At 69.5% G+C, this 17233-nt stretch carries 18 protein-coding genes; 8 read left to right on the top strand and 10 right to left on the bottom strand.

The genetic code is table 11. The features are described 5' to 3' along the window. Window positions 1-34: 34 nt before the first annotated feature. The 4 genes from FHR72_RS00780 to FHR72_RS00795 are packed head-to-tail and all read right to left on the bottom strand — an operon-like array spanning window position 35 to window position 4309. On the bottom strand, window positions 35-907 hold the full coding sequence (locus tag FHR72_RS00780) for a sugar phosphate isomerase/epimerase family protein (RefSeq protein ID WP_183466003.1): 873 nt from the start codon (window positions 905-907) through the stop codon (window positions 35-37). A 1-nt stretch (window position 908) separates the two neighbouring features. Then, window positions 909-1961 carry a Gfo/Idh/MocA family protein gene (locus tag FHR72_RS00785; RefSeq protein WP_183466004.1) on the bottom strand — a complete coding sequence of 351 codons (1053 nt, stop codon included), beginning with the start codon at window positions 1959-1961 and terminating at the stop codon, window positions 909-911. A 12-nt stretch (window positions 1962-1973) separates the two neighbouring features. Continuing rightward, window positions 1974-2894 carry a sugar phosphate isomerase/epimerase family protein gene (locus FHR72_RS00790; RefSeq protein WP_183466005.1) on the bottom strand — a complete coding sequence of 307 codons (921 nt, stop codon included), beginning with the start codon at window positions 2892-2894 and terminating at the stop codon, window positions 1974-1976. After that, entirely contained in the window at window positions 2891-4309 is a 1419-nt protein-coding gene (locus FHR72_RS00795) for a sugar porter family MFS transporter (protein WP_183466006.1), read from the bottom strand. Before FHR72_RS00795 ends, FHR72_RS00790 begins: the two co-directional genes overlap by 4 nt. Window positions 4310-4417: 108 nt before the next feature. On the opposite strand from FHR72_RS00795, the gene FHR72_RS00800 reads away from it, so the two are divergent. Next, entirely contained in the window at window positions 4418-5461 is a 1044-nt protein-coding gene (locus FHR72_RS00800; protein ID WP_396888375.1) for a LacI family DNA-binding transcriptional regulator, read from the top strand. 133 nt (window positions 5462-5594) lie between these two features. Continuing rightward, entirely contained in the window at window positions 5595-7022 is a 1428-nt protein-coding gene (locus FHR72_RS00805) for a WS/DGAT/MGAT family O-acyltransferase (RefSeq protein ID WP_183466007.1), read from the top strand. A 3-nt stretch (window positions 7023-7025) separates the two neighbouring features. On the opposite strand, the gene FHR72_RS00810 is transcribed toward FHR72_RS00805, so the two are convergent. Next, entirely contained in the window at window positions 7026-8108 is a 1083-nt protein-coding gene (locus FHR72_RS00810; protein ID WP_183466008.1) for an isocitrate/isopropylmalate dehydrogenase family protein, read from the bottom strand. A 56-nt stretch (window positions 8109-8164) separates the two neighbouring features. Here FHR72_RS00810 and FHR72_RS00815 point away from each other — a divergent pair, with 56 nt between their 5' ends. From FHR72_RS00815 to FHR72_RS00840, 6 genes are read left to right on the top strand one after another with little or no spacing between them, the layout of a single operon-like run. Continuing rightward, window positions 8165-8743 carry a TetR family transcriptional regulator gene (locus tag FHR72_RS00815; protein WP_183466009.1) on the top strand — a complete coding sequence of 193 codons (579 nt, stop codon included), beginning with the start codon at window positions 8165-8167 and terminating at the stop codon, window positions 8741-8743. A 42-nt stretch (window positions 8744-8785) separates the two neighbouring features. Beyond that, the gene (locus FHR72_RS00820; protein WP_183466010.1) at window positions 8786-10027 is read left to right on the top strand and encodes an amidohydrolase family protein; all 1242 of its coding nucleotides are present in this window, start codon (window positions 8786-8788) and stop codon (window positions 10025-10027) included. A gap of 40 nt (window positions 10028-10067) precedes the next feature. Further along, on the top strand, window positions 10068-10847 hold the full coding sequence (locus FHR72_RS00825) for a cobalt-precorrin-4/precorrin-4 C(11)-methyltransferase (RefSeq protein WP_183466011.1): 780 nt from the start codon (window positions 10068-10070) through the stop codon (window positions 10845-10847). After that, window positions 10847-11494, top strand: coding sequence for a 5,6-dimethylbenzimidazole synthase (gene bluB / locus FHR72_RS00830; protein ID WP_183466012.1), 648 nt, complete (start codon window positions 10847-10849; stop codon window positions 11492-11494). Before FHR72_RS00825 ends, bluB begins: the two co-directional genes overlap by 1 nt. Before the next feature lie 40 nt (window positions 11495-11534). Further along, window positions 11535-12611 (top strand): spore photoproduct lyase family protein, encoded by a 1077-nt coding sequence (locus FHR72_RS00835; protein ID WP_183466013.1) that lies wholly within the window; start codon window positions 11535-11537, stop codon window positions 12609-12611. Then, on the top strand, window positions 12601-12900 hold the full coding sequence (locus FHR72_RS00840) for a hypothetical protein (RefSeq protein ID WP_183466014.1): 300 nt from the start codon (window positions 12601-12603) through the stop codon (window positions 12898-12900). The genes FHR72_RS00835 and FHR72_RS00840 overlap by 11 nt, the downstream gene beginning before the upstream one ends. Here FHR72_RS00840 and FHR72_RS00845 read toward each other — a convergent pair. Genes FHR72_RS00845 through cobF form a run of 5 tightly spaced genes read right to left on the bottom strand, consistent with a single transcriptional unit; the run spans window position 12876 to window position 17231 of the window. Beyond that, the gene (locus tag FHR72_RS00845) at window positions 12876-13694 is read right to left on the bottom strand and encodes a DNA-formamidopyrimidine glycosylase family protein (protein WP_183466015.1); all 819 of its coding nucleotides are present in this window, start codon (window positions 13692-13694) and stop codon (window positions 12876-12878) included. The genes FHR72_RS00840 and FHR72_RS00845 overlap by 25 nt on opposite strands. A gap of 36 nt (window positions 13695-13730) precedes the next feature. Continuing rightward, a complete protein-coding gene (locus tag FHR72_RS00850; RefSeq protein WP_183466016.1) occupies window positions 13731-14255 on the bottom strand; it encodes a bifunctional adenosylcobinamide kinase/adenosylcobinamide-phosphate guanylyltransferase in 525 nt (174 codons plus the stop codon). After that, window positions 14252-14998, bottom strand: coding sequence for a cobalt-precorrin-6A reductase (locus tag FHR72_RS00855; RefSeq protein WP_183466017.1), 747 nt, complete (start codon window positions 14996-14998; stop codon window positions 14252-14254). The genes FHR72_RS00850 and FHR72_RS00855 overlap by 4 nt, the downstream gene beginning before the upstream one ends. Continuing rightward, a complete protein-coding gene (locus FHR72_RS00860; RefSeq protein ID WP_183466018.1) occupies window positions 14995-16467 on the bottom strand; it encodes a cobyric acid synthase in 1473 nt (490 codons plus the stop codon). Before FHR72_RS00860 ends, FHR72_RS00855 begins: the two co-directional genes overlap by 4 nt. Beyond that, window positions 16464-17231: a precorrin-6A synthase (deacetylating) gene (gene cobF / locus FHR72_RS00865; RefSeq protein ID WP_183466019.1), complete on the bottom strand. Its 768-nt coding sequence runs from the start codon at window positions 17229-17231 to the stop codon at window positions 16464-16466. Before cobF ends, FHR72_RS00860 begins: the two co-directional genes overlap by 4 nt. Window positions 17232-17233: the final 2 nt, after the last annotated feature.

Raw genomic sequence — 17233 nt, forward strand, 5'->3', positions numbered from 1 at the left:
ATTCTCCTTGCCGCGGGTGCGTCACCGGTACTTGTCAGCGGTACTTGTTGACGTACTCCGTCATGGTCTTGAGCTGGTAGCGCGAGACATCGTGCGCTGCTTCGTCTTCGGCGAACACGCTGGAGACCATCACGGTGTCCTCGCGGTCGTAGAATCCGAGCTTGCCCAGGCCGGAGAAGAATTCGTCCCAGTCGACGTCACCGTCGCCGACCTTGAGGTGCTGGTGCACCCGTACCGGGTTGCCCGGCGGATTGGTGATGTAGCGCAGTCCGTGCGAGCGGTGGTGGTCCATGGAGTCGGCGACGTGGACCAGGCGCAGCTTGTCGCCTGCGGCTTCCATGATCTCGGACATGTTGCCGCCCATGTGGAAACTGTGGCACGCGACGTAGACCATGCCGATGTTCGGCGAGTTCACCCCGCGGATGATGCGCAGCGCCTCCAGCCCGTCCTCGACGAAGTCGTCGGGGTGGGGGTCGATGCGCACGTCGATGCCTTCGCGTTCGAAGATCGGCACGAGCTCTTCCATGGACCGGAAGAACGCACGCTCGGACTCCTCGGCCTTCTCCGGCCGGCCCGAGAACTCGGTGTTGATGACGTTCACGCCGAGGTCGACGGTGATCTGCACGACGCGCTTCCAGTTGCGCACCGCGGCCTCCCGCGCGTCCTCGTCCGGACCCGACCAGCGCAAAACCGGCAGGACCGAGGCGATCCCGACGCCGGCGTCGGCGCATGCCTTGCGGAACTTCGCGACCAGGTCGTCGTCGGCGCGGGGATGGTTGTAGAACGGGATGAAGTCCCGGTGCGGCGTCAGCTGCAGGTGCTCGTAACCCAGTTCGGCCACCAGAGCCGGGAATTCGAGCAGTGAGTGGTCGTGGTGGAACGGGGTCGGATCGAGGGCGATCTTCATGTCAGGCTCCTGGGATCGAGGCGCGGTCGACCATCGTGACCGCGACGGGTTGTCCGGACTGCAGGGCCTGCACGCCCGCCTCGCAGACGGCGGTGGCGGCATACCCGTCCCATGCGGTGGGGCCGTCGACGTAGTTCCCGGTCTCAGCACCCCGGCGGACGGCGTCCACCCACCGCTGGATCTCGGTGTCGTAGGCGCGGCCGAACCGCTCCTTGAAGCTCGGGGTGATGGTTCCGCCCCACACCCCCGGCGCGCCCTTGCGCACCAGGCCGACGTCGAGTCCGATCATCGCGCTGCCCTTCTCGGCGACCAGCTCGGTGCGCACCTCGTAGGCGACGCCGGTGGTCACGAACAGCTCGACGTCGACGTGCCTGCCGCCGGCTGTCTCCAGGATCGCGATCTGGGGGTCGAAGAGACCCTCCCGCGCCAGCGAATTCGGTTGCGGCTTCACGATCTGGACCGAGGTGATCTCGTCGTCGAGCAGGAACCGCGTGACGTCGACCTCGTGGACCAGGGAATCGCGCACCGTCATCACCGAATCGAAGTGGTCGGGAACGGCGGGGTTGCGGTGCACACAGTGCAGCAGCAGCGGGGCGCCGAGCTCGCCACCGTCGATGAGTGCCTTCAGGTGGGCGTACTCGTCGTCGAAGCGGCGCATGAACCCGACCTGGATGAGCCGGGTCCCCAGTTCGGCCTCGCGGCGGACGACCTCCAGGGAGGTGTCGATGTCGGTGGTCAGCGGCTTCTCGCACAGGACGGGCTTGCGGTGCTCCAGGCAGGCGAGCAGCTGCTTCTCGTGGGTGGGCCCGGGCGTGGCGAGGACGACCGCGTCGACGGCGGGGTCGGCGATCGCTTCGAGCGGATCGGCGATGGCCCGGCAGCCGGGGATCGTGGCGGCCAGCTGCTCGGCCTTCTCCGTCACGTAGTCGTTGACGACGGCCACCCGCGCACCGGAGATGCGGGATCCGATGCGGGCCACGTGATCAGCACCCATGAGGCCGACACCGAGGACGGCGACACGCAGGTCTTGGTCAGACAGGTTGTGGTCAGGCATTGTCAGGATCTCCTAGCGGAAGGTCACGGACGGGACGCCACAGGACCCGAGGTAGTTGCGGGTGCGCTGGGCGATGGGCAGCGGGGCGTCGACCTCGCAGGGATACATGTCCTGCTCGACGATCGCGAACACGTCGATGCCGAGCTTCTCGACCTCGGCCAGAAGGGGCGGCATGTCCGGGATTCCGTGGGGAGGCTCGATCATCGCGCCGAGCTTGACGGCCTCCCCGAAGGGCAGGTCCTCGGCCTCGACCTTGGCGCGCACCTCGGGATCGACCTGCTTGAGGTGCAGGTAGCCGATGCGCTCCGGCGCGCGGCGGATGATCGCGATGTTGTCGCCCCCGCAGTAGGAGATGTGCCCGGTGTCCAGGCAGAGGTTGACGTGGGCGCCGTCGGTGCCGTCGAGGAAGCGGTACACGTTCTCCTCGGTGTCGACGTGCGAGTCGGCATGGGGATGGTATTGCGCACGCACGCCGTAGGTTTCGAACATCGCCTTGCCGAGCTCGTTCATGCCGCCGGTCTTGGCCGCCCACTGGTCGGGGGTGAGATCGCGGTTCTCGAGCACCTCGCCGGTCGCGGGGTCGCGCCACATCTCCGGGATCACGACCACGTGCTTGCCACCGACCGCGGCGGTCAGCTTGGCGACGTCCTCGATCTGCTTCCACACCGAGTTCCAGGCGTCGTCCCCGCGAGAGGTGGACTGGTGCAGGTGCTCGAACACCGTTCCGGCCGAGAGCTTCAGACCGCGGGCGGCGAGTTCGTCGGACAGCTGCGCGGGATCGGTCGGCAGGTATCCGTAGGGACCCAGCTCGATCCACTCGTAGCCGGACGCGGCGACCTCGTCGAGGAACCGCGTGTAGGGCGTCTGCTGCGGATCGTCGGGAAACCACACACCCCACGAGTCGGGGGCGGAGCCAACGCGAATGGTGGTCATGCAGGGGTCCTTTCGGTGACAGACGCCGCGAGGCCCTCGGCTTCGAGACGTTCTTCGAGTTCTTCCAGGGTGGTGCCCTTGGTCTCAGGCACCGTCCGGTGCACGAAGACGAAGGACGCGATGTTGACGACGACGAACAGGGCGAAGGTGCCCGTGGAACCCAGCGCGTCGTTGAGCAGCGGGAACAGGAACGAGATGACCGCGTTGGTACACCACAGCACGAAAACCGCGATGCCCATGGCGAATCCGCGCACCGACAGCGGGAAGATCTCCGAGAGCAGCAGCCAGACGCAGGTTCCGATGAACATCTGCACGAACCCCACGAAGAGCACCATGCAGCCGAGGATCACGTAGCTGCGCGTGGTGCTCTCCGACATCAGGAAGGTCGCGGCGAGCGCGGCCTGAGATGCCGCGACACCGGCGAAACCGATCAGCAGCATGGTCCGGCGGCCGACGAAGCCGAGCAGGACGATGCCGATGATGGTGGTGATCACCGAGGTGACGCCGACGGCGATCGTGGCGATCAGTGCGGCGCTCACGCCGAGGCCACTCTGCTCCAGGATCGTCGGCGCGTAGTAGTTGACGGTGTTGATTCCGGTGGCCTGCTGCACGATCGCGAGCCCGCAACCGATCAGCACGATCCGGCGGATCCACGGCACGTCGCGGATCACGGTGAACGGCGTGGTCCTCGTCTTGAGCATGTGGTTGGTGTGGTCCACGACGATCGCGTACTCGGCGTCGGCCTCGCTCGGGGTCCGGCTCAGCGACAGCACGGTGCGGGCTTCGGGGAGCCGGCCCTTGAGGGCGTACCAGCGCGGGGAGTCGGGCAGCACCATCATCCCGATCAGCAGGGCCACTGCGGGCACCGCCGCGACGGCCAGCATCGTGCGCCACACGTGCGGGTCGTGGATCAGGTGGTCGAGCAGCGCGTTGGTCGCGAAGGCCAGCATCTGACCGGTGACGATCATCAGTTCGTTGATGGTCACCATGCGCCCACGCCGGTCCGCCGGCGCCATCTCGGCCAGGTAGAGGGGGCACGTCACGGCGGCGGCGCCGACGCCGAGCCCCAGCACGATGCGGGCGGCGACCATGATCTGGACGTTGGGGGCCAGGGCGCAGCCGATCGCCCCGACGAGGAACAGGCCCGCGCAGATGAGCAGGGTGCGCTTACGCCCGAGCCGGTCGGCGACGCGGCCGCCGAACAGCGCGCCGAAGGCCGCACCGGGGAACAGCAGGGAGCTCACGACCGTGGCCTCGCCGAAGGAGGACAGCGCCAGGTCGTCCTTCATGTACAGCAGCGCGCCGGAGATGACACCGGTGTCGTAGCCGAACAGCAGGCCACCGAGGGTGGCGATGACGGTGAGTTTCGTCAGGAAGCGGCCCGAGGATCTGTCGGGCGAGGCGTGTGTGGACACGGGTACCTCGTTTCTCGAACTAACGCGCGTTAGTAACGCGCGTAAGGTCTACTATGAACCGCGCTCGGCGAATGTGTCAACCGTCACTCCACCGAAGGCAGGAACACCGTGAGCACACCCCGACGGCGGCGTACCAACGGCGCGCCCCGGAGACCGACGATGGCCGACGTCGCCGAGCGCGCGGGGGTGTCGCGCACGCTGGTGTCGTTCATCCTCGACGGCAAACCGGGCGCCAGCGACGAGACGAGGCAGCGGGTGCTGGCCATCGCCGACGAGATCGGGTACCGCCCCGACTCGGCGGCGCGACTGCTCGCCCAGGGCCGCAGCCGCACCCTCGGCGTGATGAGTGACATCCGTCAGTTGTTCGAGGCGGAGCTCGTCACCCACATCTACCCTGCCGCAGAGCATCTGGGTTACGAGGTGCTGCTGTCGGCGAACCTGCCCGACCGCAGCGAGGCCGCGGTCACCGAGTCCCTGCTCAGCCACCGCTGCGGGGCCCTGATCCTGCTCGGACCCAAGGCCGACGACGAGTTCTTCGCCGGATTGGCCTCCCGGGTGCCCGTCGTGGTGGCGTGCCGGAGACTGACCGGCCTGGACGGGGAGTCGCCGCTGGCCACCGTTCGCACCAACGACGCCAAGGGAATCCGGCAGGCGGTCGACTACCTCGTCGGCCTCGGGCACCGCAGCATCCACCACGTCGACGGGGGCAAGGACCCCGGTTCGGCCGACAGGCTGCGCGCCTATCGGGCGGCCATGCGTGCGCACGGCCTGGCCGAGGAGATCGCGGTCATCGCCGGCGCCCACAACGAGGAGGCCGGCGCGGCCGCGGCGCGAGCGATGCTGGCGGCGCCCGCCCTGCCCACCGCGGTGCTGGCCGGCAACGACCGGTGCGCCCTGGGCATCCTTGACGTGTTCACCCGGGCCGGTGTCGACGTTCCCGGGCAGGTGTCGCTGATGGGGTACGACGACAGCCGGCTCTCGGAGAACCCCCGCATCGACCTGACGACGATCCACCAGGACGCCCACGAGATCGCGCGCAACGCGGTCGAACTCGCCGTGCAGATGCTCGTCGACGGACCGTCGCGCGCCTCCGACGTCGTGCTGGAGCCGACGCTGATCGTGCGCGGCACCACCGGCCCGCCGCACCGCTGACGCTCGCGACATTTGCTGAAAGCCGGCCGGGGCGTGTCCTTCCCGTCCCGGCGCACGGCGGCGGGGCCGGCCGCCACCCGGCAATCGGCCCAATCCACACCGCGGAAACCGGGGCGACCGTACGCTTGCGCGAATGAACCGGCTATCCAGTGTCGATGCGGCCTTCTGGTTCGCTGAAAACCTGAAATGGCACATGCACATCGGCGCGCTGGCCGTCTGCGATCCCACCGACGCCCCGGATTTCAGCTTTCAGAAGGTGCGGGATCTGATCGCCGGCAGGCTCAACGAACTCCCGCAGCTCCGCTGGCGGGTCGAGGGCGCGCCGCTGGGACTGGACCGGCCGTACTTCGTCGAGGACGACGACATCGACGTGGACTTCCACATCCGCCGCATCGCGGTGCCCTCGCCCGGCGGTCGCACCGAGTTCGACGAGCTGGTCGGCCGGTTGATGTCCTACAAGCTGGACCGGTCGAAGCCCCTGTGGGAGCTGTGGTTCATCGAGGGCCTGGAGAACGGCCGCGTCGCGATCGTCACCAAGATGCACCACGCGATCGTCGACGGCGTGTCCGGCGCCGGCATCAGCGAGATCCTGCTCGATGTCACCCCGGAACCGCGTCCGCCCGCCGCGGACGTGAGCCGCTCGCTGATCGGGGTCAAACCTCCCCGCCGTGAGGTGCAGGCGGTCAACGGTCTGGTCAACGTGTGGGTCAAGACGCCGTACCGGATCGCGCGGCTGGTCCAGCAGACGGTGCGCCAGCAGATCGCCGTGCGCGGTATCGACAACAAGCCTCCGCGATACTTCGACGCGCCGAAAGTCCGCTTCAACGCGCCCATCTCACCGCATCGCCGCGTCGCGGGCGCCAGCGTTCCGCTCGACCGCGTCAAGGCCGTCAAGAAGTCGTTCGACGTCAAGATCAACGACGTGGTGCTGGCGCTGGTGTCGGGTGCGCTGCGCAACTACCTCAAGAAGCACGGCGAGCTGCCGGCCAAGTCGCTCGTCTCGCAGGTTCCGGTGTCGACGCGTTCGGAGGCCGACGACACGGTCGGGAACCAGGTCAGCGCGATGACCGTGGTGCTCGCGACCGACGTCGCCGATCCCGCGGAGCGGATCAAGGCCATCTACGCCTACACCCAGGGCGCCAAGGAGATGACGAAAGCCCTTACCGCGCATCAGATCATGGGCTACACGCAGACGACGCCACCCGGGTTGCTCGCGCTGGCCTCGCGTGCCTACGCCGCCAGCGGGATCGGCCGCAACATCGCGCCGATGAACCTGGTCATCAGTAACGTTCCCGGACCCGATTTCCCCCTGTACCTGGGCGGCGCGCGGGTCGAACGCCTGATGCCGATGGGGCCGCTTCTCTTCGACGTCGCCCTCAACGTCACGTGCTTCAGCTATTGCGGCTCGGTCGATTTCGGCTTCATCACCACGCCCGAGACCGCCGCCGACATCGCCGATCTGGCCGATCAGATCGAGCCCGCACTCCACGACCTCGAGGTCGCGGCCGGGCTCGTCGAGGACACCTCGGGCCGGCCGCCCCGCAAGCGCGGCCGCCCCTAGCCGTCAGCCTGCGAGAGCATCCACGACGGCGGTGCCGAAATCCTCGGTGCCGCAGGTGCCCCCGAGATCGGGCGTCGTGACGCCGGCCGCCACCGTCCGGGCGACGGCCTCGTCGATACGCTGCGCCGCGTCGACCGGCACCGCATCGTCACCGCGCTCACCCAGCCAACGCAGAAGCATGCTCGCCGACAGGATCATCGCGATCGGGTTGGCCACGTCGCGTCCGGCGATGTCCGGGGCCGAACCGTGCGCCGCCTGCGCCATGGCTTTGTCCCGCGAGGCGTTGATCGACGGTGCGATACCCAGGGAGCCGGCCAGTTCGCCGGTGAGATCGGAGAGGATGTCGCCGAACATGTTCTCGGCGACGATCACGTCGAAGTGATCCGCGCGGCGCACCAGATGTGCTGCGAGAGCATCGATGTGATAGTCGTCGACGTCGACGTCGGGATACTCGGCCGCGACGCGCCGGCAGGTGTCGAGGAACAACCCCATGGTCAGCCGCAGGACATTCGCCTTGTGCACCACCGTGACTCGCCGGCTGCGGGTTCTGGCGAGGTCGAAGGCCACCCGTGCGATGCGCTCGACGCCGGAGCGGGTGACGATCCCCATCGCGATCGCCGTGTCGGGGTCGGGCATGAACTCGCCGGTGCCCGCGAACGTGTTGCGGTCGGCGTAGAACCCCTCGGTGTTCTCCCGCACGATCACCAGATCGGTTCCGGGAACGACCGCTCGCGCCCCGGGGAAGGACCTGGCCGGACGGATGTTGGCGAACAACCCGAAGTGCTTCCGGATGGCCCCGCTGGGATTGAGTTGCGACGCGAACGGTTCGGGGTAGGCCGCGTTGTCGTGCGGGCCGAGCAGCCAGCCGTCCATCCCCTCCAGCGCCTCCACGGTCTGACTCGGCAGGGGGCTGCCGTGCTCGGGGATCGCCGACGCGCCCACCGGCAGCAGGACCCAGTCCGGTCTCGAACCGCCGGCCGCGGACAGCGCCGCGTCGACCACACGGACGGCCACCGGCACGATCTCGGGCCCGATTCCGTCACCCAGCATGAGTCCCAGTCGGGGAGCGCCAGTCACGCCGCCCATCCTCGCACCCGCCAGCGACCGGGCACCGCTGTGAGTCGCACTGCCACAATGGAACGATGGACGGCGCCGACCAACCCAGCCTGCGGGAGCGCAAGAAGACGCGCACCCGCGAGACGGTCCGCCGCGAGGCATTCCGCTTGTTCCAGCTCAACGGCTATGCGCAGACCACCATCGACCAGATCGCCGAGGCCGCGGACGTCTCGCCCCGCACCTTCTTCCGGTACTTCCCGACCAAGGAATCGGTGCTGTTCTCCGACGATCTGTTCAGCCCGATCATCGACGAGTTCCTCGCCGCACCGGCGGACCTGTCGCCGGTGGCCGCCTACCGGCATGCCGCTGCGCAAGTGTTCGCCGCCATGGCGGGCCCCGACTACGAATACATCATCGCCCGTCAGAAGCTGCTGTACTCCCTGCCCGAGGCCAAAGGCGCGCTGTGGAACGAACACGTCGGCGCGATCCGGGTCCTGACCACCGCGATGGCCCAGCGGCTCGACCGGCCCGCCGACGACTACCAGTTACGGGTGATCGCCGGCGCCATCATCGGTGTCTTCCTGGCGGCCTCCGACGGCGCCCCGATGTCGGGCGAAGCGTTCCTCGACGCGCTCGACCTGCTGGACCAGGGCCTGCCCCAGTAAGACCCGTAGCCGCTACCGTTGGCATTACAGTAAGGTAGCCGCATGACCCAGCCCGCCGAGCAGTTCCGGGACGCGCCGATCTTCGACGCCGATCAGCACATGTACGAGACGCCGGAATCGCTGACGAAGTTCCTGCCGGACAGGTTCTCCCGGGCCGTGCAGTTCGCCCAGTTCGGCCGGCACACCCGCATCGTCATCAACAACCGGGTGTCCGACTTCATCCCGAACCCCACGTTCGACCGCGTCGCCGCCCCGGGCGCGCACGAGAAGTTCTTCGCCGGCCAGAACACCGAGGGGCTCACGCTGCGCGAGATGCAGGGGCCGGCGATCGCGGCACCGGCGGCCACCCGCAACCCCGTCGACCGGGTGGCCGAGCTCGACCGACAGGGTGTGCGCGAGGCGCTGAACTATCCGACGCTGGCCAGCCTCATCGAACACGCCACCGCCGAGGATCCGGAGCTGACGCTGGCGGTGGTGCACGCCCTCAACCAGTGGATGCTGGAGCACTGGACCTACGACTACGAGGGCCGGGTGTTCTCCACGCCGATCATCAACCTGTCCGAGGTCGAGGGCGCGCAGCGGGAGCTGGAATTCCTGCTCGCCCACGGCGCCAAGGTGGCCCTGATCAAGCCCGGGCCCGTCCACGGTCTGCGGGGCTGGCGCTCGCCGGCGCTTCCGGAGTTCGATCCGTTCTGGCGTGACGTCGAGGCCGCGGGGCTGCCGATCGTGCTGCACGCCAGTTATCCGCCGCTCGACGAGTACGTCGGGAAGTGGGAGCCGCCGCACACCCAGAACTTCATGGCGATGAGTGCGTTCCGCTGGATGGTGCTCGGCCACCGCGAGATCGCCGACATGATCACAAGTCTGATCTGCCACGGCACCCTGACCAGGTTCCCCAGACTGCGCATCGCCAGCGTCGAGAACGGCAGCTCGTGGATCTTCCCGTTGTTCAGCGACTTCGACGAGCTGGCCAGGAAGATGCCGCAGAACTTCCCCGAACATCCGCTGGAGGTGTTCCGTCGCAACATCTGGGTCAGCCCGTTCTGGGAGGGCTGCGTCTCCGACGTCGTCAACACCGTCGGCTGGGACAAGGTGCTGTTCGGTTCGGACTATCCGCACCCCGAGGGCCTGGCCGAACCGAGAGGATTCTGGAAGTACGCCGAGGGGATGGACGTGCGGCGGACCTATGACTTCATGGGTGACAACGCCCGCCGGTTCATGGGCCTGCCGATCGCCAACCCCGACCCCGAAGCGGCCAGACCTCCGGTGCTGAGCACCGCCTGACGTCGAGCGTGGGTGCTGTGCGCGCCTAGACTCCCACCCGATGAATCACCCGGTGCAGTTCGTCGGCGCGGGACCCGGCGCCGCAGATCTGTTGACGGTGCGCGCGTCCCGGCTGCTCGCCGACGCCGACCTGGTGCTGTATCCGGGGACCTACCTCGACCCCGAGGTGCTCGCGAACTGCTCGCCCACGGCCTCACTCGTCGACACCGGGGATCTCGATCTCGACGCCATCGTCGCGCGGCTGATCGACGGCCACCGCGCGGGCCTGGCGGTGGTGCGGCTGGTCTCGGGGGACCCGTCGGTGTACTCCGCGGTGTCGGAGCAGACCCGCCGGCTCGACGCCGCCGCGGTGCCGTGGGAGGTGACTCCGGGCGTGCCCGCCTACGCGGCCGCGGCCGCCAGGGTCGGACGCGAGCTCACCGTGCCGCTGGTCGCCCAGTCGGTGGTCCTGACCCGCACCCGGGCGCGGTCGACACCGATGCCCGAGACGGAGTCGCTGGCCGCGTTCGCCGCGACCCGCGCCACACTCGTGCTGCATCTGGCCATCACCCGGATCCGGGAACTGATGGCCCAGATCGAGGGCGACTACGGATCCGACTGCCCCGTGGTGGTCGTGTACCGGGCTTCGCAGCCGCAGGAGCTCGTGCTGCGCGGGACCGTCGCCGACATCGCCGACGCGGTCGACGCCGCGCAGCTCCGACAGGCGGCGGTCATCCTGGTGGGCAGGGCGCTCGCGGGCCGGCCCGACCCCGACGCCGGCGAGAGCTACCTGTACGACCCGGCACGCGACCGGTCGGTCAAGCGTGAGGGCCGGATCTGATGGATTGCGCGGCAACGCTGTACGACGTCATCAATCGGCGCCGGGACACGCGCCGCGAGTTCACCGGTGCGACTGTCGACGAGACGGTGCTGCACCGGGTGCTCCTCGCCGCACATGCCGCGCCCTCGGTCGGGATGTCGCAGCCGTGGGACTTCGTCCTCGTCCGCTCCCCCGAGACCCTGCGCACCTTCCGCGACCACGTCGCCGCAGAACGGGAGGCCTTCGCCGGGCAGCTGACCGGTGAGCGCGCCGAGACGTTCGAGCGCATCAAAATCGAGGGCATCTGCGAATCGGGTCTCGGCATCGTCGTCGGCTATGACCCGACGCGCGGCGGCCCTCAGGTGCTCGGCCGCCACGCCATCCCCGACGCCGGTCTCTATTCCGTGGTCTGCGCCATCCAGAACCTGTGGCTGGCGGCGACCGTCGAGGGGCTCGGCGTCGGCTGGGTGTCGTTCTACCGGGAGCAGTTCCTGCGCGAGCTCGTCGGCATGCCCGACCACGTGCGCCCGATCGCGTGGTTGTGCGTCGGCGCGGTCGCCGACCTTCCCGACGTACCCGACCTGGAGCGTTTCGGGTGGCGCGCCCGGTCGTCGCTCGAGACCGTGCTGCACCGAGAGCGTTACCGGGCGGCCCCGGAACATCCCTGATCGGGGAACACGCGCCGCCGCCCCGCACGTTGGAACAGGCATGACGTCGACGCCTCTGGCGGAGCGACTTCTCGACATCACGCGGATCTACCACGAGCCCGGCATCGAGCGGTCCCCACGCGCACAACAGGTCTTTGACCGCTTCCCCGGAGCCGAACGCATCGAGGTGCCGTCACACCAGACGATCCCCGGCCTCTACGGCAACGCGGGCAACGTGGAGGACTGGGTCCGCATCAAGCAGCAGGTGCTGGTCCTCGGCGAGAAGAAGAGCCTGACCGCACGCCGCAACGAGCGGTCCAGCGACTGGATCGCGCCGTCCACGGCGAACGGCTGCGCGATGGCCTGCGCGTACTGCTATGTCCCGCGCCGCAAGGGCTACGCGAATCCGATCACCGTCTTCACCAACATCGACAAGATAACCGGCTACCTCGAGCGCCACGCCGGCCGGCAGGGCGCCAAACCCGAACCCAACCAATGCGATCCCGTCGACTGGGTGTACGACATCGGCGAGAACAGCGACTGTTCGGTGGACGCGATGGTGTCGGACAACGTGCGCGACCTCGTCGATCTGTTCGGCCGCCTCCCCAACGCGAAGGCGAGTTTCGCCACCAAGCTGGTCAATCGCGATCTGCTGACCTACGACCCGCGCGGCGGCACCCGGATCCGGTTCAGCCTCATGCCCGGTGAGACGTCCAAGCTCGTCGACATCCGGACCTCCAAGATCACCGACCGCATCGCCGCGATCGACGACTTCGTCGAGGCGGGCTACGAGGTGCACCTGAACTTCAGCCCGGTGATCGTCCACGAGAACTGGCGCGAGGACTGGTCGGAGCTGCTGGAGCAGATCGCCGACAACACCAACGACCGCAGCAAGGCCCAACTGGCCGCCGAGATCATCTTCCTGACCCACAACGAGGGCCTGCACGAGGTCAACCTCGGCTGGCATCCCAAGGCCGAGGAGGTGCTGTGGCGTCCGGACCTGCAGCAGCTCAAGCGAAGTCAGAACGGGCAGTGGAATGTCCGGTACAAGTCGCCGTGGAAGGGCCGCTGGGTCGAGCAGCTCACCGACCTCATCGACCAGAAGCTGCCGACCTGCCGGATCCGGTATGCCTTCTGAGCCGCCCAGGACCGACGACGGGCACTACCTCGTGATCAACGGACGCCGTTGGCGCGCCACCGATCCGGCCATCCCCGAACCGCGACGGGCGGAGCTGACCCGCATCCTGATGGCATGGCGTCGCGAGGTGCGCCGCACCAAGGGCACCGACGCGGAGGCGACGTCGCGAGCCGGTGTGAACGCGACCAAGATCGCCCTCGGGGAGCGGGGAACTCCGCCGTGGTGGGAGCAGACCGATGCGCAACGGCGGACGCGCTGGGAGGCTCAGGTCCCCGAACCCGGCTCCTGAACGGGGCCCGGCTGACATGTCGGGCACCACCAGGTGCGTCGCCGTTCCGGGTCGTTGGCCACCTCGGCGACCACCCGTACGGTCGTGCCGCAGCGCAGACAGGGGCGTCCCGCCCGGCCCGCGACCCAGTGGGATTCCCCCTTGCGACGGGTACCTGTGGTCACCTGCATGGCGCCCGGCACCGTCGCCGAATGACGCAACGCCCTGGCGCCGAGCCGCAGCAGCGCGGGCACGTCCACCGACCCGACCGGTGTCCACGGGCTGTGCCCGCGCAGGAAGCACAGTTCGTTGGCCCAGAGATTGCCGAAGCCCGCGACGCAACGCTGATCGAGCAGGGCGGCCGCCAGTGCCCGGTCGGGGTCGCGGGAAACCCGTCGGGCGGCCTCCTCGGGGTCCCAGTCCTCGCGCAGCGGATCCGGGCCGAGATGTCCCACGACGGCGGCCTCGTCGCGCGTGCGCACCAGGTCGACCACGGGCAGCAGCACACCGTAGGCCGCCGGTCCGTCGGTGCGCAGGACGACCCGCACGTCGGGCATCACCGTCCGGGGAAGCCAGCGGCCCGCCTCGGAGATCGTCCACGACCCCGACATCCGCAGATGGGTGTGCAGGGTCAGATCGCCCGACAGCCGGGTGAGCAGGTGCTTGCCGTGGGTGATGTGCTCGGTGACCGTGCGGCCCGCGAGGTCCTCGGTGGCGTGCTGCGGGACCCGCAGCTCGGCGCGGGTGAGGACCCGGCCGCGCAGCGCGCCGTCCAGTCGGCGGGCCAGCGCGTAGACGGTGTCACCCTCGGGCACGTCCGCACCTCCTCAGAGCCTTAGAGCCTTAGAGCCTTAGAGCCTCAGTACCCGCCCGGCGATCACGAGGTGCACGTCGTCGCAGACCTCGGCCACCCGCTGGTTGAGCGTGCCGAGCAGGTCGCGGAACATCACCCCGGACCGGTGTGACGGGACCACGCCGAGGCCGACCTCGTTGGTCACCACGACCGCGCGTGGCGTCGCGGACAGCGCGGTGCACAGGGCCTCGGCGCGGAGGTCGAGGGCGCGGGCCGCCGCCTCGGTGGAGGCCTCCCACAGGCCGCCGCGATCGAGGATCGCGGTGAGCCATGTGCCGAGGCAGTCCACGAGGACCGGTCCGCCGGCGTCGCGCACCGCGGCGCCCACGTCGTGGGTCTCGGCGGTCGCCCAGTGTGCCGGCCGCCGGGAGCGGTGACGGGCGACCCGGGCGTCCCAGTCCGGGTCGGTGCCGTCGGCGGGCCGGCCCGGCGCGATGTAGGTGACGCGCTCGGCGGCGTCGAACAGTCCCTCGGCGTGGCGGGACTTGCCCGAGCGCACGCCGCCGGTCACGAGGATTCTCATCGCGGCCCCGCGGGAATCGCGCGCACCCAGGCGACCGCATCGGCGACGTCGTGCACCGTGGGCACGTCGTGCGGCCGGGCGGGCCTGCGCACGATCACGACGGGAACCCCGAGTTCCCCGGCGGCGGCCATCTTCGGCCAGGTGTGTTCTCCCCCTGAATCTTTCGTGATCAGGACGTCGGTTCGGTGATCGCGCATCAGACGGAGTTCGCCGGCCAGGTGGTACGGGCCCCGGCTGGTCACCAACCGCCACGCGGCGGGGATCGGCGCGTCGGGGGCCTGCACGACGCGGGCCAGCACAGCGTGCTCGCCCAGATCGGGAACGAAACGGGCCATCTCCTGCCGGCCCACCGTCAGGAAGGGACGACGCCCCAGCCGTCCGGCCGTCTCGGCGGCCTGCTCGTGGCTGTCCACCCAGTGCCAGGACTCTCCCGACCGGTCGGCCCACCCGGGGCGTTCCAACCGGAGCAGCGGCCTGCCCTCCCCGATGCAGGCCGCAACGGCGTTGGCGGAGATCGTCTTCGCAAACGGGTGGGTCGCGTCGACAACCGCGTCGTAGTCCGACAGCACGGCCCGCAGGCCGTCGACTCCCCCGAAACCGCCGACACGGACGTCACCCACGGGCAGGCGGGGATCGGCGATGCGTCCCGCCAGGGAGGACATGACTTCGACGCCGTCCGCGGTCAGCCGCGCGGCCAGATCCCGCGCTTCGGCCGTGCCGCCGAGAAGCATGACCCGTGTCATGGCGCCCCCGGGGGCAGGAACGGAAGTGATTGTGCGACACCCTCTCTGGCCAGATCGAGCAGTGCGGCCACATCGAGGTGACGCTCCACGAGATCGCCCAGCAGGTCCAGGCGGCTCTCGCGGGCCGCGCCGAAGGAGGCAGCCGACTGCACGCCGAGCGTCTCCTGCAGGAACAGGGCACGCAGCGCGTCCCCTTCCAGCGCGCCGTGCCACATCGTCCCGTAGACGTTCCCGGCGCGGGTGCCGCCGAGGAACTCCTCGGCACCCCCGCCCGTCGTGATCCGCCCGTGGTGGATCTCGTACCCCGTCGCGGGGGCGTCACGCCAGAACCCCCGGGGCAGCCGCAAAGTCTTCTCGGCGGCGAAATCGGTTGCGGCGTCCAGCAGTCCGAGCCCGTCGACCTCGGTGGGCGGACCTTCGATCCCGTCTCTGTCCTGCACCACCCGGCCCAGCATCTGGAAGCCACCGCAGATGCCCAGGACGGGCCGGCCCTGCGCGGCGTGCGCCAGCACGGCACGGTCGAGTCCGCGCGACCGCAGCCACGCCAGATCGGCGATCGTGGACCGGGTGCCGGGCAGGACGACCAGATCCGCATCCGCCAGCGCGCCGGGATGGGAGGCGAAGACCACGTCGAGGTCGGGTTCGATGCCGAGGGCGTCGACGTCGGTGAAATTGCTGATCCGGGGCAGCCGAACCACGACGACGCGCCGGGCCCCGGTCCGCGGCGAGCGCCTGCCCTGCAGGTCGAGTGCGTCCTCGGAGTCCAGCCAGATGTCGGGATGCCACGGCAGCGTGCCGTAAACTCTTCGGCCCGTGACCTTTTCCAGATCGCGCAGGCCGGGGTCGAGCAGTGCCAGGTCGCCGCGGAACTTGTTGACGACGAACCCTGCCACCAGCGCCTGGTCCTCGGCCGAGAGCAATGCGACCGTGCCGAAGAACGCCGCGAACACGCCGCCCCGGTCGATGTCGCCGACCACGACCGTCGGCAACCCGGCGTGGCGCGCCAGGCCGAGGTTCACGTAATCGCCTGCGCGCAGGTTGATCTCGGCGGGACTGCCGGCACCCTCGGCGACGACGACCTCGTAGCGGGACGCCAGGTCGTCGTAGGCGGCGTGCGCGGCCGCGGCGAGGGCCCGGCGGCCCTCCAGCCAGTCCGACGACGACACGTGTCCCCACGGTTGTCCCATCAGGACGACGTGACTGCGGCGGTCGCTGCCGGGCTTGAGCAGTACCGGGTTCATCGCCGCCTCCGGGGTGGCGCGCGCGGCGAGGGCCTGGATCCATTGCGCGCGACCGATTTCGACGCCCTGGCCGTCGGCTCCGGAACAGACCATGGAGTTGTTCGACATGTTCTGCGCCTTGTACGGGGCGACCTTCACGCCGCGGCGTGCCAGTGCCCGGCACAGCCCGGTGGTGACCACGGACTTGCCCGCGTCGCTGGTCGTGCCGGCGATCAGCAGTCCGGTCATCGTGGCCTCCGGAGCAGGAAGACGTCCATGACCCACCCGTCGTCGGCCTCCGCTGAGGCCCTGGCCTCGGCGATCGCGGGCAGCACCGAACCCAGCCGCCCCGACACCAGCTTCTCGCCCGCGGCTCCGAGGTTGGCGCCCCACCAGATCGTCCAGTCCTGCAGGCCGGTGACGTCGAGCCGGTCGGTCGGCGGGTTGAGCATGGCGACGATGTTGTCCTGTCCCGCTGCCACCGCCTCCTGCAGCCGGCGGCCGGTGGTGATGAGGACCGGTCGCCCGACCTCGTGGAGCACGATGCGGTGGCGTGCGGCCAGCAGCTGGGGCGCACTGATCCCCGCGATCACGTCGTAGTCGGCGTCCACGCCGAGCGCCCGCACCTTCTCGACGATGCGGATCGTGGAGTCGTACAGGGACGGGTCACCCCACACCAGGAAGGCCGCGGTGCCGCCGCGTGCGCGCAGCACGTCGGCATACTGCGCGGCGCGGGCGTCGTGCCAGTCGGCCACCGCCGAGGCGTATCCGTCCTGGGTGAGTCCCGTCGAGCGGTCGCGCGGCGGATCGGTGAGTGCGACCAGTTCGGCGGCGCCCCGAGGGCCCGGGTGAGCGTCGACGATCTGCCGGCGCACCGCGAGCAGGCGGTCGTCCTCGGTCTTCTCGGCGGCCAGCACGTAGTCCACCGAGCGCAGAGCCTCGGCGGCCTCGGGGGTGACGTGCTGGGGCCCCATGCCCACGCCGAGGATCCTGATGCGTACCGCCGAGGCCATGG

It is taken from the genome of Mycolicibacterium iranicum, from assembly GCF_014190915.1.
Taxonomy (GTDB): domain Bacteria; phylum Actinomycetota; class Actinomycetes; order Mycobacteriales; family Mycobacteriaceae; genus Mycobacterium; species Mycobacterium iranicum_B.

What these genes read in the sequence shown, in the direction of transcription:
- FHR72_RS00780 (WP_183466003.1), bottom strand. Translation starts at nt 907, where the DNA reads ATGAAGATCGCCCTCGATCCGACCCCGTTCCACCACGACCACTCACTG.
- FHR72_RS00785 (WP_183466004.1), bottom strand. Translation starts at nt 1,961, where the DNA reads ATGCCTGACCACAACCTGTCTGACCAAGACCTGCGTGTCGCCGTCCTC.
- FHR72_RS00790 (WP_183466005.1), bottom strand. Translation starts at nt 2,894, where the DNA reads ATGACCACCATTCGCGTTGGCTCCGCCCCCGACTCGTGGGGTGTGTGG.
- FHR72_RS00805 (WP_183466007.1), top strand. Translation starts at nt 5,595, where the DNA reads ATGAACCGGCTATCCAGTGTCGATGCGGCCTTCTGGTTCGCTGAAAAC.
- FHR72_RS00810 (WP_183466008.1), bottom strand. Translation starts at nt 8,108, where the DNA reads ATGGGCGGCGTGACTGGCGCTCCCCGACTGGGACTCATGCTGGGTGAC.
- FHR72_RS00815 (WP_183466009.1), top strand. Translation starts at nt 8,165, where the DNA reads ATGGACGGCGCCGACCAACCCAGCCTGCGGGAGCGCAAGAAGACGCGC.
- FHR72_RS00820 (WP_183466010.1), top strand. Translation starts at nt 8,786, where the DNA reads ATGACCCAGCCCGCCGAGCAGTTCCGGGACGCGCCGATCTTCGACGCC.
- FHR72_RS00825 (WP_183466011.1), top strand. Translation starts at nt 10,068, where the DNA reads ATGAATCACCCGGTGCAGTTCGTCGGCGCGGGACCCGGCGCCGCAGAT.
- bluB (WP_183466012.1), top strand. Translation starts at nt 10,847, where the DNA reads ATGGATTGCGCGGCAACGCTGTACGACGTCATCAATCGGCGCCGGGAC.
- FHR72_RS00835 (WP_183466013.1), top strand. Translation starts at nt 11,535, where the DNA reads ATGACGTCGACGCCTCTGGCGGAGCGACTTCTCGACATCACGCGGATC.
- FHR72_RS00840 (WP_183466014.1), top strand. Translation starts at nt 12,601, where the DNA reads ATGCCTTCTGAGCCGCCCAGGACCGACGACGGGCACTACCTCGTGATC.
- FHR72_RS00850 (WP_183466016.1), bottom strand. Translation starts at nt 14,255, where the DNA reads ATGAGAATCCTCGTGACCGGCGGCGTGCGCTCGGGCAAGTCCCGCCAC.
- FHR72_RS00855 (WP_183466017.1), bottom strand. Translation starts at nt 14,998, where the DNA reads ATGACACGGGTCATGCTTCTCGGCGGCACGGCCGAAGCGCGGGATCTG.
- FHR72_RS00860 (WP_183466018.1), bottom strand. Translation starts at nt 16,467, where the DNA reads ATGACCGGACTGCTGATCGCCGGCACGACCAGCGACGCGGGCAAGTCC.
- cobF (WP_183466019.1), bottom strand. Translation starts at nt 17,231, where the DNA reads ATGGCCTCGGCGGTACGCATCAGGATCCTCGGCGTGGGCATGGGGCCC.